Origin of the sequence: Oceanobacillus jordanicus (assembly GCF_022095695.1) — a bacterium.
Taxonomy (GTDB): Bacteria; Bacillota; Bacilli; order Bacillales; family Amphibacillaceae; genus Oceanobacillus_B; species Oceanobacillus_B jordanicus.
The window spans coordinates 100,232-116,457 of record NZ_JAIFZM010000011.1 but is presented as its reverse complement, the minus strand read 5'-3'; the positions used below and the strand labels follow the sequence as shown (position 1 = coordinate 116,457).

General features: G+C 39.3%; 13 protein-coding genes and 1 other annotated feature. Of the genes, 7 read left to right on the top strand and 6 right to left on the bottom strand.

Features of this window, described 5'->3' with window-relative positions; genetic code table 11:
- Positions 1-67 precede the first annotated feature (67 nt).
- The 4 genes from K3T81_RS13810 to motS all read left to right on the top strand — a co-directional run bounded on the left by K3T81_RS13810 (position 68) and on the right by motS (position 3,941).
- Positions 68-1,141, top strand: coding sequence for a bifunctional 3-deoxy-7-phosphoheptulonate synthase/chorismate mutase (locus tag K3T81_RS13810; protein ID WP_238020569.1), 1,074 nt, complete (start codon positions 68-70; stop codon positions 1,139-1,141).
- A 141-nt stretch (positions 1,142-1,282) separates the two neighbouring features.
- Positions 1,283-2,275: a catabolite control protein A gene (ccpA, locus tag K3T81_RS13805; protein ID WP_106897183.1), complete on the top strand. Its 993-nt coding sequence runs from the start codon at positions 1,283-1,285 to the stop codon at positions 2,273-2,275.
- A 72-nt stretch (positions 2,276-2,347) separates the two neighbouring features.
- Positions 2,348-3,172, top strand: a complete 825-nt coding sequence (gene motP / locus K3T81_RS13800; RefSeq protein WP_238020568.1) for a flagellar motor protein MotP — start codon at positions 2,348-2,350, stop codon at positions 3,170-3,172.
- Positions 3,162-3,941, top strand: a complete 780-nt coding sequence (gene motS / locus K3T81_RS13795) for a flagellar motor protein MotS (RefSeq protein ID WP_106897182.1) — start codon at positions 3,162-3,164, stop codon at positions 3,939-3,941. Before motP ends, motS begins: the two co-directional genes overlap by 11 nt.
- A 40-nt stretch (positions 3,942-3,981) precedes the next feature.
- Here motS and K3T81_RS13790 read toward each other — a convergent pair whose 3' ends face one another.
- The 4 genes from K3T81_RS13790 to K3T81_RS13775 all read right to left on the bottom strand — a co-directional run bounded on the left by K3T81_RS13790 (position 3,982) and on the right by K3T81_RS13775 (position 9,876).
- The gene (locus tag K3T81_RS13790; protein ID WP_238020567.1) at positions 3,982-5,136 is read right to left on the bottom strand and encodes an acetoin utilization protein AcuC; all 1,155 of its coding nucleotides are present in this window, start codon (positions 5,134-5,136) and stop codon (positions 3,982-3,984) included.
- Positions 5,133-5,786, bottom strand: coding sequence for an acetoin utilization AcuB family protein (locus K3T81_RS13785; protein WP_238020566.1), 654 nt, complete (start codon positions 5,784-5,786; stop codon positions 5,133-5,135). The genes K3T81_RS13790 and K3T81_RS13785 overlap by 4 nt, the downstream gene beginning before the upstream one ends.
- Positions 5,787-6,443 (bottom strand): GNAT family N-acetyltransferase, encoded by a 657-nt coding sequence (locus K3T81_RS13780; protein ID WP_238020565.1) that lies wholly within the window; start codon positions 6,441-6,443, stop codon positions 5,787-5,789.
- Positions 6,444-6,891: 448 nt separating this feature from the next.
- On the bottom strand, positions 6,892-9,876 hold the full coding sequence (locus K3T81_RS13775; RefSeq protein WP_238020564.1) for a transglycosylase domain-containing protein: 2,985 nt from the start codon (positions 9,874-9,876) through the stop codon (positions 6,892-6,894).
- A 118-nt stretch (positions 9,877-9,994) separates the two neighbouring features.
- Positions 9,995-10,209 (top strand) — a binding site (T-box leader).
- 157 nt (positions 10,210-10,366) lie between these two features.
- On the opposite strand from K3T81_RS13775, the gene tyrS reads away from it, so the two are divergent.
- On the top strand, positions 10,367-11,641 hold the full coding sequence (tyrS, locus tag K3T81_RS13770; RefSeq protein ID WP_106897177.1) for a tyrosine--tRNA ligase: 1,275 nt from the start codon (positions 10,367-10,369) through the stop codon (positions 11,639-11,641).
- Positions 11,642-11,766: 125 nt separating this feature from the next.
- Here the strand turns inward: tyrS and rpsD are convergent, their stop codons facing one another.
- A complete protein-coding gene (gene rpsD / locus K3T81_RS13765; protein WP_036572064.1) occupies positions 11,767-12,369 on the bottom strand; it encodes a 30S ribosomal protein S4 in 603 nt (200 codons plus the stop codon).
- 344 nt (positions 12,370-12,713) lie between these two features.
- Here rpsD and K3T81_RS13760 point away from each other — a divergent pair, with 344 nt between their 5' ends.
- Positions 12,714-14,537: a sensor domain-containing diguanylate cyclase gene (locus K3T81_RS13760; RefSeq protein WP_238020563.1), complete on the top strand. Its 1,824-nt coding sequence runs from the start codon at positions 12,714-12,716 to the stop codon at positions 14,535-14,537.
- A gap of 251 nt (positions 14,538-14,788) precedes the next feature.
- On the opposite strand, the gene K3T81_RS13755 is transcribed toward K3T81_RS13760, so the two are convergent.
- Positions 14,789-15,274 carry a GAF domain-containing protein gene (locus K3T81_RS13755; protein ID WP_106897175.1) on the bottom strand — a complete coding sequence of 162 codons (486 nt, stop codon included), beginning with the start codon at positions 15,272-15,274 and terminating at the stop codon, positions 14,789-14,791.
- 129 nt (positions 15,275-15,403) lie between these two features.
- On the opposite strand from K3T81_RS13755, the gene refZ reads away from it, so the two are divergent.
- Complete coding sequence (refZ, locus tag K3T81_RS13750) at positions 15,404-16,036, top strand: forespore capture DNA-binding protein RefZ (RefSeq protein WP_238020562.1); 633 nt, start codon at positions 15,404-15,406, stop codon at positions 16,034-16,036.
- Positions 16,037-16,226 lie beyond the last annotated feature (190 nt).

The window sequence follows — 16,226 nt, the reverse complement described above, 5'->3', positions numbered from 1 at the left end:
AGAAATAGATATTAGCTATAATTGTCTCTAATTATTAAAAAACTGCAATCACAAGGGGAGTAGTAATATGAATGAAATGGATCAATTAAGAGAGCAAATGGACAGTGTGAATCTAGAAATCTTAAAGCTTATTAATCAGAGAGCAGAGATTGTACAACAAATCGGTCAAATTAAGGCAAAGCAAAGTATGAACCGATTTGATCCAGTACGGGAAAGAGATATGCTGAATCAGATTACTAGCAAGAATGATGGACCATTTCAAAAAAGTACAATTGAACATATCTTTAAAGAAATATTTAAGGCGAGCCTTGAATTGCAGGAAGATGACCATAGTAAAGCATTACTAGTCTCAAGGAAGAAAAAGCCTGAGGATACAGTCATTGAAATTAATGGAGCAACTATTGGGGACGGAAACACCCACTATGTGATGGGGCCATGTGCTGTAGAAAGCTATGATCAGGTAGATCAGGTTGCAGAGGCTGTTAAAAACAAAGGCATAAAGCTATTAAGAGGTGGCGCATTTAAACCACGTACATCTCCATACGATTTTCAGGGCCTTGGTATAGAAGGTTTACAAATCTTAAGAAAAGCTGCAGATAAGCATGGCTTAGCTGTTGTAAGTGAAATTGTAAATCCTGCACACCTTGAAGAAGCACTTGAATACTTAGATGTGGTTCAAATTGGAGCTCGAAACATGCAAAACTTTGAACTGTTAAAAGCAGCTGGTGACATAAATAAACCAGTTTTATTAAAACGAGGCTTGTCTGCTACGATTTCGGAATTCATTAATGCAGCAGAATATATTATCTCCCGAGGAAATGGAAATATAATTCTATGTGAGCGTGGAATTCGAACATATGAAAAAGCTACACGAAATACACTTGATATCTCAGCAGTTCCTATACTGAAGCAGGAAACACACTTACCAGTTATGGTTGATGTGACCCATTCAACAGGGAGAAGAGACATCTTGTTACCTACAGCAAAGGCTGCAATCGCAATTGGGGCTGATGGTGTGATGGCAGAAGTTCATCCAGATCCTGCTGTGGCTTTATCTGATTCTGCTCAACAGATGGATATACAGATGTTTAATTCCTTTATGGATGATATTATAGATGTAGCAAATAAATTTAATCGATAATATAACAAATCCTTATGAATGTCGATTTAAAGGCTGAGCCATCACTTTGATGATTCAGCCTTTAAATTTTTTGTAATTTTATTCATTGTGGAGTATGATAAAAAAATATAGGTTGTTTAGTTAAATAGGAGGTAAAGGAAATTGAATATTACAATATACGATGTAGCGAGAGAAGCTAATGTCTCCATGGCAACAGTATCTCGCGTAGTAAACGGAAATCCGAATGTGAAACCTACCACAAGGAAAAAAGTGCTTGCGACAATAGAACGTCTTGGCTACCGACCAAACGCTGTAGCAAGAGGGCTAGCAAGTAAAAAAACGACTACTGTCGGGGCCATTATCCCCGATATTTCAAGTATCTTCTTTGCGGAGCTGGCTAGAGGAATAGAAGATATTGCCACCATGTATAAATATAATATTATTTTGAGTAATTCCGACCAAAATAAAGACAAGGAATTAGGCTTAATTAATACCATGCTAGAGAAGCAGGTAGACGGAATTATTTTCATGGGTGGAGATATTTCGGAAGAGCATGTGCAACAATTTAAAACATCTTCTGTACCAGTAGTATTGGCTGCTACCTATGATGAAAACGACGAAATACCTTCCGTTAACATTAATTATGAAGAAGCGGCTTATGAAGCGACTAAATACTTGCTTGAACGGGACAGCCTACCAGCTTTTGTTTCTGGCCAAGAAGATTCACATATTAATCTTCTTAAATACAATGGCTACAAAAAGGCATTGAAAGAAGCTTCTGTTGAGTTAGATGAAACACTTGTTGTAAAAGGGGATTATTCCTATGACTCAGGTATTGATGCTGTTAACCAACTGCTTGAGCTGGACAAGAAGCCAACCTCTATTTTTGTAGCCTCTGATGAAATGGCGCTTGGGGTTATCCATGGTGCGCAAGATAAAGGGTATAGTGTGCCAGAAGATATTGAAGTCTTTGGGTTTGATAATACAAGACTATCTACAATGGTGAGACCAACATTATCTACAATCGTTCAACCGATGTATGATATCGGGGCTGTTGCAATGCGTCTCTTAACGAAATTTATGAACAAAGAAGAAGTAGATGATAAAAAAGTTGTGTTGCCACACCGAGTTGAAAAAAGAAACTCAACAAAGTAAAAAAGATGCCGATATAAAGAATAGAGAGAATCTTCATTCCCTTATTCCATAGTGACTTTGAGGAGAGAGAATATGAGAAAACGCGATATATTAACTCCTATCGGCATCACGTTAGGTTTTATCATGATCATGCTTGCCATAATGTCAAAAGGTGGTATAAGCGGCGCTACGTTATTCTTGGATGTTTCATCCATCTTTATTGTAATCGGCGGTTTAGTTGCTTCCATGCTGATAAATTTTAAAATGGAGGAAATTAAACTCACTAGAAAAATTATTAGTGAGGCATTTCACAAGAATGATCAGCGTCTTCCTGAGCTAATAGCGTTGTTTATCCGATTATCTGAGAGGGCTCGTCGTGAAGGCATACTTGCATTGGAAAATGAATTGGAAGATGTAGATGAGCCTTTTATAAAAAAAGGGGTCTTACTTGCAGTTGATGGGATAGAACCAGAAGTGATCAGCGATATTATGAATGCGGAAATCACGGCAACAGAGGACAGGCATTATAAAGGAAGAAATCTAATAGAAAAGGCTGGAGAATATGCTCCGGCTTGGGGAATGATTGGTACATTAGTAGGGCTTGTACTGATGCTTAATAATTTACAGGACCCGGCCAGCCTCGGGCCTAGTATGGCAGTAGCTCTTCTAACAACTTTATATGGTACGGTCCTAGCGAATCTTGTATTCGTCCCCATGGCAAATAAATTAGAGAGCAAAACAGAAGAAGAAGTATTTATTAAACAGGTTATCATCGAAGGAGTTATGGGCGTTCAGTCTGGACAAAACCCACGCATTCTTGAAGAGAAACTATCTGCTTTTCTTTCCAGTGAGATTAAAAACCAACAGACATCGGTTGAAGATGAAGGTTTTGTAGGAGAGAGAGTTAATGAAGCGTAGGAATATAAGGCGGAACAAAAACAAGGGTGCACCAAAATGGATGGTTACATATTCGGATATGGTGACCTTAATTCTCGTATTTTTTATCCTGTTGTTTTCCATGTCACAAATTGATTCGGTGAAATTTGAAGCAATCTCAGAATCATTTAAAAATCGAATGATTTTTGATTTCTACCCATCCCCAGTTCCGATGGAAAATCCAACTGAGCATACAAGGGATGAGGAAAGTGGTAAGAATTCGAATGAATTTGAGAATCCAACACAGCTGGAGAACAAACAAGATGATGACGATACAACACAGGATTCCTTGGACAACCTAATGGAAAATGTTGATCAATACTTAGATGAAAACGAGTTAAATAATGTTATTTCAGCTACCCGTACGGATCAAGGGGTCGTACTGGTGTTGCAAGAAAGTATATTGTTTGATTCAGGTGAAGCGGAAATACTGGCAAGCGGAAAACCTTTTCTATCAAAAATTGCTTCCATGTTAGACAGTTTGCCAAATAATGTTAAAGTGGAAGGGCATACGGATGATAGGCCAATAGACAGTTTTAGGTACCCTTCCAATTGGGAACTGTCAGGAGCTAGAGCAAGCAGTGTCATACGTTATATGATAGAAGAAAATAAGTTCGATGAATCACGTTTTTCTTCAGTAGGGTATGGAGATACTAGACCACTAGTTGAAAATACTTCGGAAGAAAACTGGGCAAAAAACCGACGTGTAGAGATTGTTATATTAGAAGAAAGCCAGGGAGATGATGAGTAAACGCCATCTCGCTGGCTTTTTTGTTAGGAAGGAAACTAGGTCACATAATTTTTTTTGTGTATTTTAACATGCTTTGTAATAGCTTCTCATTTTTTTCTGTTATTTCTGCTCTTCGGGGTATGGAGACAATCTCCTTTTCATCCTGCCAATACGCTGGAAGGGGAGTAGGAGCCTCCTTTTCCCACTGCTTCAACCAGGTAGGAGGGATCTTTCCTGTAAGGACGTGGCCATCATGCATAATGTTCCAGAGTTGTCCCCATGCCCTCGGGACAACTCGCCAAATATCATACCCACCGCCACCTAGTGCAATCCATTTGCCACCACAGTATTCGTGCGCTATTTCATGCGCTATCTTAGGGATATACTCAAAACTTCTCATCGTACTACATAAATGTGTTAATGGATCATAGCAATGCGCATCTGCCCCGTTCTGTGTGATAATAATGTCAGGCTTGAAAAAATCGGCAACTTCTTTGATAGCGCTGTCATAAACGGAAATAAATGAATCGTCCTCTGTAAATGCATCTAGTGGTAAATTAAAGGTATATCCATGGCCTTGTTTGAGTCCACGCTCATTTACATTTCCGGTCCCCGGGAAAAGGTATCTACCTGTTTCATGGATAGATAGGGTGCAGACATTCGGGTCATCATAGAAGGCCCATTGTACACCGTCTCCGTGGTGCGCATCCGTATCCACATATAACACCTTTAAATCATACTTTTCCCTGAGGTATTTTATTGCCACTGCTCCATCGTTATAAATACAGAAACCAGCTGCTTTTCGTTTAAATCCATGATGAAGCCCACCTCCCAAGTGGAGTGCATGCATAGTCTGCTCTTCCATAACAGCATCGACCGCTGTCAGTGTACCGCCTACTACATAACTTGCAGCCTCATGCATATTTGGAAATATAGGTGTATCTTCCGTACCCAGTCCAAATTGTGTAGCCTCACTGTCTGTTAACTGGGACTTACTCGCCTTTTTAATAGCTTGAATGTAAGCTACATCATGGAAAAGTGCGAGTTCGTCCTCTGTTGCTATCCGAGGAGCTAGCACTGCCTCTGCAGATAATTGACCTGTTGCCTCTAATAGCTCCTTTGTAAGCAATACACGTTTTTGGTTAAACGGATGATCTTTATTAAAGTGATAGTTTAACGTATTTTCTGAGAAGACGAACGCTGCGGAACATTTCATCGTTTTGGCCCCGGAATATTATTTGGCCACATTAGATCATACCCCGCATCTCTTAAATCCTGAATAATAGGGAGAGGATTCATCGTCTGGATCCGGAAAACAAGTATTTTGTAGGCGGGATCATCTTTATACGGATACACTAATACAGAAACAATATTTACTTTCCTTTTACCAAATATAGATGTAATTTCAGGAAGGATTCCTGGCCTATGTGGCACTCTTACTTCAATATGAGAGGAAGGCACATTCGTACCGGTAAGCTGAATCAATGTCTGAAGCATATCCTTTTCTGTGACAATGCCAACAAGCCTGTTATCCTTTCTCACAACAGGGAGGCAAGCAAATTCTTCATCATAAAAGATTCGAGCTATTTCTTCTACAAAATCAAGCGGATGAACGGTAACGACGGGACTACTCATAATGGTGTGAAGCTCATTTTTTAATTCTTCTGCCACTGTGTTATTTTTAAATATAGACGGAGAAGCATCGCGGATATCCCTGTCAGAGATAATTCCTATTACATCTTTATTCTTCTCTACAATTGGGATATGTCGAATACGATTTAGTTGTAAGATGTGCAATGCTTTTTCAATCGTATCTGTTGGTGCTAAAGTAATCACGTCTCGATTCATAATTTCTTCTACTAGCATTTAAAGCCCCTCCCTCATATTGCGGTATTGATATCGCTGTAAGAAGCGCAGCTTATCAAAAGTCGTGACGGAATCATCAGTGACTTCTTTGCCGATTCTAACCATTAAGCAATTTGCTGGGTGTGAAATGATTTCTGGATCATCGGTTGGAGCGGGGAGGAGGCCACCAGTAGCCATCATCTTTTCCATCACTTTCCGGTAGTCCCAAATGCTTAGTTTCGTTCCATCCAAATCCCAGTGCCAATAATACTCAGTCGAAATAATAATATAATTCTCCATATAGTCATCCATCATGGAGACTTGCAATAAACCTGAGGCTAATTTGGCTCCCCGATAGGAGGGAACTACTTCAATTGCGCCAAGTTCCATAAGTTCTTCCATCTTGAACTCGGACCAGCGTTCCAGCGGATCAGGGTGCAAATAAGTCACATAACCAATTATTGTATCTTCGGTTCGGGCAACTATAATTCTTCCTTCAGGGAAATCGGCTATACTGCGTAGTGCTTCAAATTGTTTTGGAGCGGGTCTGAATGCAGTCAGGTGTTCATGAAAATGGAAGTTTCCAAGTTCTTCACTGGACAGGGGACCTTCAATTGTTATACTGTCTCCATTATTACTTTCACGGCATAATGCATGATAAGTTTTTGTATGTTCCAACTTTTTCACCACCTAATCTGTAAAACTAATACGCTTACATTCATTATACTAGATTACCGAACATTTATCCCGCCTCAACTGGCAGTAAAACCCCCACTTCAAGAATTTGGGAAGCAATCAAGCTCTAAGTGGGGGGATCAACTGCCAGTAAAGGTCCGATTCGTTCAACTAACATTTAGTGGGGGAGGTAGGGAAACCCCACCAAATGAAGTTTCACTTTATTTAGGAATAAATGTGAAAAGGGTGAAACTTATCCTTTTTCAAAGTGTTAGGACGCTGGGAAAAAGATCTATGGATAATCCCTCTTGTGATCTTCATTCACAATTATGTGTATTTCTCTACATAAAAAAGTCGAGCGAACTCAAAACTCACCATAGAGTTTCAAAAGATCGCTCGACTTGTTCGTTTGGTACGAAACTATAGCCCAAGATATCACGAATAAGACGCGTTATTGTTCGTCTTCGCTATCATCTTTGTTACTTTCCTCATCCTGACTGCTTTCTTCATCTTGATTATTTTCTTCTTCTTCTTCTTCTTCTTGATCGTTATTGCTTTCTTCTTGTTGTTTATCTTCTTTTTCGTTATTTTCATCTGCTGTTTCTTTCTCATTATCGGTTTCCTTGTTTGAGTCAGGTGTTTCGGGCTCTGGCTTAGACGTATTACCAACCATTATTTCTTTTGAGGCAGAGGACTCTCTACCGAAATAGTCAACAGCTTTTACGTGATAGATAGCATTATTGTTTCCGATGGTATAACTTGTTTCGGTCGTACTTCCTACAAGGCTAAATTTACCACCAGCCTTCGTAGCGCGATATACTCTATATCCAACCACGTCATTGCTGCCCGATTTCTTCCAAGTTAATTTGCTTCCAGATTTGTTTAAAGATGTCGGAGCGGAAGGGTCTTTTCCATCATCCTCAATGGCATCTCCTACTTCTGCTCCAGCTCCAGGTACACCAATCCTTTGCCACTTTTCTGTTTCGGTTCTAGGATACAATTGTGTAAGGTCCGGTAGCTTATCATACCCGTTTCGTTTAAGAAACTCAGGGCTAAACATAAGGCCATCTCCTGTTACAAACTCATCAGGAGTATTAGCACCTGCAACTACTGCCTTACCATTCACGATAACAGAGCTTCCGCTCACTAAGCTGTCATCAGTTTCAGTTGGTACATATTTCGCATTAAATAAATCTGATTTTACTAGACCAGCTTTCTCGCATAATTCAGAAGGAAGCATCCCTGAAATCGCACAATAGCTTCGTTGGACAATACCGTCCGGACGTTTGAACGTTTCACTTGGTGTCACTAGCTCTGGATTAATTGCGGCAGCACTATTGATCAGCTCAGCCCATAATTTAAGGTTACGGTGACTATAATTTGTGCTCGCATTATTAATAGGACGGTTGTCATCATATCCAATCCATGTCCCGAAGGTAACGTTTGGATTTGTTGCAACGAACCAGGCATCATGATAATTATTTGATGTACCGGTTTTACCTGCCCAGTCTACACTGCCATTTGATAGCTGCGGTCTCAGGTAACCAGCTGTTCCAGAACTAATAACATCTCGCATCATATCAATCGTTAAATACGTTGTTTGCGGACTGAACACTTCAACTGGCTCTGCTTTATGTTCATAGACAACATCGCCGTCTTGATTTGTTATCTTTTCAATCATATACGCGTCAGCGAATTTCCCGTTATTACCAAAGGTAGTAAATGCATTAATATTTTCTTCGAGGGTTAGTTCTGCTACACCTATTGATAGGGAAGCAATACCATACAGATCTTCGCTTATTGAAGTAATACCCATTTTCTCAAGGTACTTTTCTGCAGGATTAATATTCATAATACGAGAATAAATATCAGCAGCAGGCACATTATACGAGTTCTGCAGAGCAGTACGAGCAGAGACGATTCCATGATAACCACCACCATAGTTTCCTGGTTTGCCAGATGGCCAGCCAGGAATTTGCTTTCTTACGTCAGCGACAGGGGTGCCTGGTTGAACTTTTCCTTCTTCCATGGCGGGGGCATAATCTAATAATGGTTTCATCGTACTACCATTTGAACGAACAACATTGTCGGAAATATAATTAATATTGTTATTTTCGTCATATCCTCGGCCACCGACAAAGCTAATGATTCTACCGGTACTGTTTTCAATGAGCATTCCACCAGTTTGGACTCTTTGCTCTACTTCTTCTGTTTCGCCAGTTTCACTATTGGTCTCTGTAACGGTCACAGTTGGACCATAGTTATCATAGTTTGTCGCAACTTCTTGAAAAGCTTCATATATGTCCTTATCAATGGTTGTATGGATATTGTAGCCGTTTTTCCGTAAGTCTCTTTCAGCCTTCACTTCATAGTCTTCCTTTAGAGCACTATCCTTCTCGAGATCCTCTTTCGAGTAACCATCTTTCTCGGCTAGTTGATACATAATAACTTCCGTGGCCTTTTTTTCTACTTCAAAAGTTAAGTACGGATATTTCTCCACAGGGGAAGGGGAAGCTTCTTTAAAATCAGCCACAATATCATAATTGATGCTTTCATCATATTCTGCTTGTGTTATGTAGCTGGATTCGAGCATCCGGTTAAGCACTGTTTTCATTCGGTTAATTCCCCGCTGTAAACCGTCCTCGTCTTTTAGATCTCCTCCGTTAAGAAAAGGGGTGTAAGCGGATGGACTTTGTGGGAGCCCCGCAAGGTATGCAGCTTGTGCAATATTGACGTCTTTTGCATCCACACCAAATATTCCCTGTGCCGCTGTTTGCACTCCCGCAATATTGTTTCCAGAAGCGTTTCTACCATAAGGGACAATATTTAAGTATGCTTCAAGAATTTCATCCTTTTCAAAGAAGCGTTCCAGCCGCAAAGCAAGTAATATTTCTTTTGCTTTTCTTTCAAACGACACTTCGTTGGTTAGGATTTGGTTTTTAATCAATTGCTGTGTAAGGGTACTACCACCTGTTTTTACTTCGGAATTTGTTACTTCCTGTAAAACTGCGCGAAGAATAGCCTTTGGCACAACTCCATGATGTTCTTCAAAGTTCTCATCTTCTGTTGCAATTACTGCATCCAGTAAGACTGGTGAGATGTTTTCTAGGGTGACCTCTTCCCGGTGTAAGTCAGACTGGACGTCGCCAAAATATTTGTCATCAGCAAAGTACAGCTTAGACGTTTCCTCATAGTTGTAAATGTCCTGTTGCATCGTTTCATAGGAGAGAACTGGCTCATCTTTTACCAATGAGGCAAAATATCCAGCCCCTACGCCACCAGCAAAAAACATGCCAATGAAGCCAATTATTAAGAAAAACAGTAATACATTCCATCCTACGTCATAGGAAATCCGGGAGGAACGTTGAACCTTTCCAGATTTCCAGATTGATTTTAGCTTTTCCATATATTGATGAAACCGTTGTTCCCAATTCATCGCAAAACCTCCTAAAATACCTTTCTTATTATAGCATAATAATAGAATGGGGAGGAATGATTTTCGGTTCAGTAATTGCTTTTTTAAATCAAATATGGTATAGATAAATACTATAAGATAATTTGTGTTGAAGGAACGAAGTAGTCGAGTAAATCCCTATTCTAGAGAACCGGCGGGTGGTGAAAGCCGGGATATATTTACTGACGAATTACATTCCGGAGCAATTTCGATCGTTTTGAGCGTTCGGAACGGTGGCAACATCGTTAACAATCCGAAGTGGCAGATTTTTAATTTGCAACAAGGGTGGTACCGCGTGTTAAACTCGTCCCTTTTTATAGGGGAGGGGTTTTTTTATTTTCCGCGCTAGAAAGTAATGACAAGGAAGTTAAAATTTTGAAGTCCCAAGTATAAGAAAAACATGCACATTCGTTTTTAGGATGAGCGAAGGCGAGTTTTTCTAATCTAGATAAAAAAATGGAGTGTGAAGAGAATGGATATTTTACAGGACCTTGAAACAAGGGGACTAATACATCAGACAACGGATCGTGAGGCACTTGAAAAGCAATTGCAAGAAAAACAGGTAACATTGTACTGTGGGTTTGATCCGACAGCAGATAGTCTGCATATAGGACATTTGCTACCAATTACAATGCTAAAACGTTTCCAAAAAGCAGGACATCGCCCGATTGCCCTTGTTGGTGGGGGGACAGGAATGATTGGTGATCCAAGCGGAAGAACAAGTGAACGCTCTCTTAACGAGAGTGAGGTCGTTAAAGGGTATAGTGAAAAAATTAAGCAACAAATTGCCGGATTACTTGATTTCGATAAGGGCGAAAATCCAGTCGTCGCTAGAAACAACCATGACTGGCTTTCAAGCATGACAGTAATTGATTTTCTTCGTGATGCTGGGAAGCATTTTGGGATCAATTATATGCTCGCAAAGGAATCCGTTTCTGCACGTATCGAACAAGGCATCACATTTACAGAGTTTAGTTATATGATCTTGCAATCCCTTGACTTTCTAAAGCTTTACGAACAGGAAAATTGTACACTACAAATCGGTGGTAGTGATCAGTGGGGGAATATTACCGCTGGTATGGAGCTAATTCGTAGGTCAAGAGAAAACCAGGAAGAGGAAATAAAAGTATTCGGCTTAACTGTACCACTTATCACAAAAGCCGATGGTACCAAGTTCGGGAAAACTGCTGGTGGAGCAATTTGGCTAGATCCAGAGAAAACTTCTCCTTATGAGTTTTACCAGTTCTGGTTAAATACAGACGACAGGGATGTTATCAAATTCCTTCGTTACTTTACTTTCATTTCAGAACAAGAGATGGAGCAGTTGGAAAAAGAAGTTAGTGATCAACCGGAAAAAAGAGAAGCTCAGAAACGTTTAGCTGAAGAAATGACAGTTATCGTTCATAGTCAAGAAGCATTGGAACAGGCGAAGAAAATTTCTGCATCTTTATTCAGTGGTGATCTAAAAGACCTCTCTGGTGCTGAAATTAAGCAGGGATTCAAGGATGTTCCAACACATGAGCGTGCAAAAGAAGAAGTTGGGCTAATAGACTTATTGGTTGAAGCAAAAATCTCTTCTTCTAAAAGACAAGCGAGAGAAGATATCCAAAATGGTGCCATTTATGTGAATGGAGAAAGAGTGCAAGACTTGCAACATACTATTGGCCAAGATGACCGAATCGAAGATGAATTTACCATTATTCGAAGAGGGAAGAAGAAATACACGTTGATTCGTTATGCCTCTTAATGAGTAGAACTTAAAAGACGGGAGTTGCTGTTGGATGCAACTCCCGTCTTTTACTAAAGTTAATAGAAATAAAAAAACCTGAAATACTTGTTAACAAGCATTTCAGGTTTTTCTTTAAGAAACGATTAACGAGAGTAGAATTCAACGATAAGTGCTTCGTTGATTTCAGCTGGAAGTTCAGAACGCTCAGGGTAGCGAGTGTACGTACCTTCCATTTTGTCAGTGTCAATTGTTACATATTCAGGTACGAAGTTGTTTACTTCCACAGCCTCTTTAACGATATCGAGGTTTTTGGATTTTTCACGTAAACCAACTACTTGACCTGGTTTTAGACGGTATGATGGAATATCAACGCGTCCGCCATCTACAGTAACGTGACCATGGTTTACAAGCTGACGAGCTTGTCTGCGAGTACGGGCAAGACCCATGCGATAAACGATGTTATCTAGACGAGAATCAAGAAGGATCATGAAGTTTTCACCATGAATACCTTTCATTTTCCCAGCTTTATCAAACAAGGTACGGAATTGACGTTCGTTCAATCCATACATGAAGCGAAGTTTTTGCTTCTCTTGTAATTGTAAGCCATATTCAGAGACTTTTCTGCGTTGGTTTGGTCCATGTTGACCAGGAGCGTAAGGACGTTTATCTAGTTCCTTACCAGTTCCAGTTAATGAAATGCCAAGACGACGTGATTTTTTCCATACTGATCCAGTAAAACGAGCCATAAGACATTTCCTCCTTTTTATTTTATTTGCATAAAATAAGCGAGCGTGTTCCTATACGTTGTCCATTATGTTTTCATGTACCATCGCTCCAGCAGCTAAGAGTTACGCGATACACCTCATTCAAGTGATGAGGAACAAAATGGTTTCAAGCGTCCGGTTCACATAGGCTACTTTATTATTTTACACAAGGAATAGTATATAATTTCTTAGCTTATAAGTCAACCTTTATTGAGAAAACGAATTTAACGGGTAATATAATAGGAAATTAGGACTAGTTCGTTTATAATGATAACTAGTCAATTAGAGCACAATTCGTTTCGACATTAAGATAATAGGTGATAACTATGAAAAACACAGAATTGCTTATGGATAAGCTACGGAGTTTATACTTTGAATTGGCATCAACCCCCCTTGAGCAAAGTGACGCGAATATGCTATGTCGTGTTGCTGAGTGTATATGTAAAGTTCTCCCTGTTTCCTATTCAGGATTTTATTTGTTTAATGAATGGCAGAGAGAATATGAACTTTGTATATCAGATAGTCTTATCAGGGAAGTTCCTTTAAAAGAACATAGATTGTCAGAGAATGTCATGATGGGGGAGGAAGTTAACCATCAAATAATTCTAGAAAAGCAGGTCACCTTACTACATATTTTACCGGAAGAAGGGCCCAAAGCCATATTATGTATTGAACAGGAATTCCCAACTCCAGTAGAAGAGTTGGCAATTTTGAAGACGGAAACGGAGAAGTTAATTTCCCTCTTACAATTAGATGGAAGAAGGATGAGAAGGAATCATGCGTATTTATTTGAATTGACTTCCCAGCTGCTGTCTCTCACCTCTCAAAAAAAGATATTAAGTGAAATTGTTCAAGGCCTTCGTAAACTATACCCGGAACTAGCATATAATCTTTTGCTTTCACAGGATACCGAGTTAGAAGCAGAACTTCCTGTCAAAACGATAGAATATAGTGATGATGTGATAAAACGTGTAAGTACTTTGGCCTTTATTTCAGGAGAAATTCAAATAGAAGAGCAATTAGATAAAACAGGCTGTTTCTTATATGCACCATTGGTAGGGAAACAAGGTGTATACGGAGTTCTACAGGTGATTAGTGATAAAGGAATGTATATTCCCGAAAAGGAAATAAACTTTATATCCCAGATTGCTAGTACTGCCGGCAAGGCCATCGAAAACGTCACGCTTTATGAAAAATCAAATCACCTTGTCTCTGACTTAAAGTTAATTAATGAAGCTACACACAAGTTGAACTCGAATCTTGAAATGAAAGAGATCATCAATCTTGTCAGAGACCAAGTAATGGATGTTTGTCATGCCTCAGAGGTCGGTTTTATTTATTACAACGGGGATAATGAAGAAAGGTTCGATGTCCTAACTGGAAGTACAACGTTTTTTAATACGAATCCTGGAAGGAGATTTGCTGAGTATTTGAAAGACCATACAGATTGTAAGGGGGAGCCATTGCTTAAAGGGGATTTTGATAGAATAGATCGATTTCCATACCGGTCTATTATTGCTATTCCGATGAGCCATTCTGACACAGTTCATGGTATTATTGCGATCTTGCACGAACAACCATATTTCTTTTCATTTAATAAATTTAAATTAATACAGTCACTCATACAGCATTCAACCTTAGCGCTGACAAATACAGTACTTAAAGATAAGTTGAAAAAGGCTGTTAAAACAGATTTTTTAACAAAACTCTATTCACGAAACTATTTAGAAGAAGAGATAATCGCTCATATGGCGACAGGTGAAATGGGAACATTAATTCTATTCGATATTGATGACTTCAAATCAATTAATGACACGTATGGGCATCATATTGGCGATAAGGTGTTGATACAGGTAGCGGACCTTGTTAAGTCAATTGTAAACAATCGTGATCTTGCAGCTAGGTGGGGAGGAGAAGAACTCGCTGTCTATGCACCTACTATCACTATTAACGAAGGTGTGCAAATAGCTGGATTAATTCGAAGTCAAGTCGAAAAGCATACAAATCCGTCTGTAACCCTTTCTTGTGGTGTGTCCTCATGGGAACATACGGTTACAGATACAGTCAGTGAACTCTTTATCAGAGCAGACAAGGCTCTGTATGAAGCCAAAAACAATGGCAAAAATAGTGTTGTTAGATACGTGAAATAATTCTTAGATTACTAAAAGCCCGACGGTTACTCGGAATTCTTCTCTAGAATACGAGTTTCATCGGGCTTTTTATATCTTAAAGAATATCTATTTAACTTTATACCGGAGCAACCGTCCGTAAGACTCCTACTTCAATACATGAGGTGAAACTGTAAGTTTTTAGTGGGAGTAAACGGACGTTAACATCCCGATTCGTTCAACTAACAATCAATGGGGGAAGAATGAAAACTCCCACTGATTGAAGTTTCACTTCATCCGGCTAAATGCTTTTCAAGTACATGGACAAACTGTTCTAAGTAAGTTTGATCCACTTCGTCAAAACGGTCTGAATTCGGGCTGTCTATATCTAGTACTCCATAAATTGTCTCGTTAAGGATAATCGGTACAACGATTTCCGAGTTTGTCGCCCCGTCGCAAGCAATGTGTCCAGGGAATGCATGAACATCCGCAATGCGTTGAGTTGCTTTTTCTTTAATAGCTGTGCCACATACTCCTTTGCCGTAGCCAATCCGGATACATGCTGGTAATCCTTGGAAGGGCCCTAATACAAGTTCATCTTCTTTCCAAACGTAAAACCCTACCCAATTTACGTCAGTGAGAAACTGATTTAATAAAGCAGACGCATTTGCAAGTAAGGCGGTATGATCATGCTCGCCTTCACTGAGTGCATCTACTTGCTTCACTAATAATTGATAGTCCTTTTCTTTTTGGCCTGAGTATGCTGTTGATTGAAACATATATGCACACTCCTTTCATTGTAATGTATGGTAAGTTTGCTAATTCGACATCGTTAATTTTTTTGTCGAGCAAAAAATGCAGGATTACCCGTCTCTTTGTCGTAAAAGACAAGTAAGGAGTTGAATAGGATGAAACCAAACACATCAAAACAAAAAGTGATTGACGCAGCCTCGTCCCTGTTCTTTCAAAAGGGTTTTCATGGTACCTCGGTACGTGATATTGCAGAGCGTGCTTCTGTTAACGTGTCGCTCATCAGCTATTATTTTAAAGGAAAGCAAGGTCTTTTAGAATACGCTGTTTCGTATTATTATGAAGCATACTTGATAGCGATAGAAGAAACTTTGCTCGAAACAGAACAGCTTTCTGCACTTGATCAATTGAAAGAGTTAATTTCAACCATTATACATTATAAACAAATGCATCATCAATTCTCCTGTTTTATTCATCGAGAACTGTCGTTGGATTCCGTGTTTGTTAGGGAAATGGCGGTAACATACTTGGCTAAAGAAAACTTCTATGTAAGCAAGGCGTTTGAAGCGGTTATTCGCGTTAATAAAAAGACAGACCCTGAGGAACGCAGTTTTTTACTCATGCAGTTTAAAGGAATGCTGACAACACCATATATATTGCATAATGAATGGAAAAATCAGGTGGTTGGACAATACTCCCACAGGCAATTTGCTGAAAAATACGTGAAGAGTATCCATCACTGGATTGATTTCGCTGCAAAAGAGCCTGCTGATAAGACTGCATCCTCTTAAAACGCAACTTTTCATACAATATGTTCAAGAAAAATAAAGCATTATATGTCGAAGCTGCAAATTATTTGTATTTTTTTAGCCAAAAACACTACGAACATGGTATTATAAGTACTATCATATTAAATAACGGTTTTTATGTTCTTCAAGAGGCTCTTCAACGTTTCATCCTCTTAAATAGGAATATAGTTAG

Excerpts from the sequence above, each read along its gene's own strand:
- K3T81_RS13810 (WP_238020569.1), top strand. The coding sequence starts at position 68 with ATGAATGAAATGGATCAATTAAGAGAGCAAATGGACAGTGTGAATCTA.
- motP (WP_238020568.1), top strand. The coding sequence starts at position 2,348 with ATGAGAAAACGCGATATATTAACTCCTATCGGCATCACGTTAGGTTTT.
- motS (WP_106897182.1), top strand. The coding sequence starts at position 3,162 with ATGAAGCGTAGGAATATAAGGCGGAACAAAAACAAGGGTGCACCAAAA.
- K3T81_RS13790 (WP_238020567.1), bottom strand. The coding sequence starts at position 5,136 with ATGAAATGTTCCGCAGCGTTCGTCTTCTCAGAAAATACGTTAAACTAT.
- K3T81_RS13785 (WP_238020566.1), bottom strand. The coding sequence starts at position 5,786 with ATGCTAGTAGAAGAAATTATGAATCGAGACGTGATTACTTTAGCACCA.
- K3T81_RS13775 (WP_238020564.1), bottom strand. The coding sequence starts at position 9,876 with ATGAATTGGGAACAACGGTTTCATCAATATATGGAAAAGCTAAAATCA.
- tyrS (WP_106897177.1), top strand. The coding sequence starts at position 10,367 with ATGGATATTTTACAGGACCTTGAAACAAGGGGACTAATACATCAGACA.
- rpsD (WP_036572064.1), bottom strand. The coding sequence starts at position 12,369 with ATGGCTCGTTTTACTGGATCAGTATGGAAAAAATCACGTCGTCTTGGC.
- K3T81_RS13760 (WP_238020563.1), top strand. The coding sequence starts at position 12,714 with ATGAAAAACACAGAATTGCTTATGGATAAGCTACGGAGTTTATACTTT.
- K3T81_RS13755 (WP_106897175.1), bottom strand. The coding sequence starts at position 15,274 with ATGTTTCAATCAACAGCATACTCAGGCCAAAAAGAAAAGGACTATCAA.
- refZ (WP_238020562.1), top strand. The coding sequence starts at position 15,404 with ATGAAACCAAACACATCAAAACAAAAAGTGATTGACGCAGCCTCGTCC.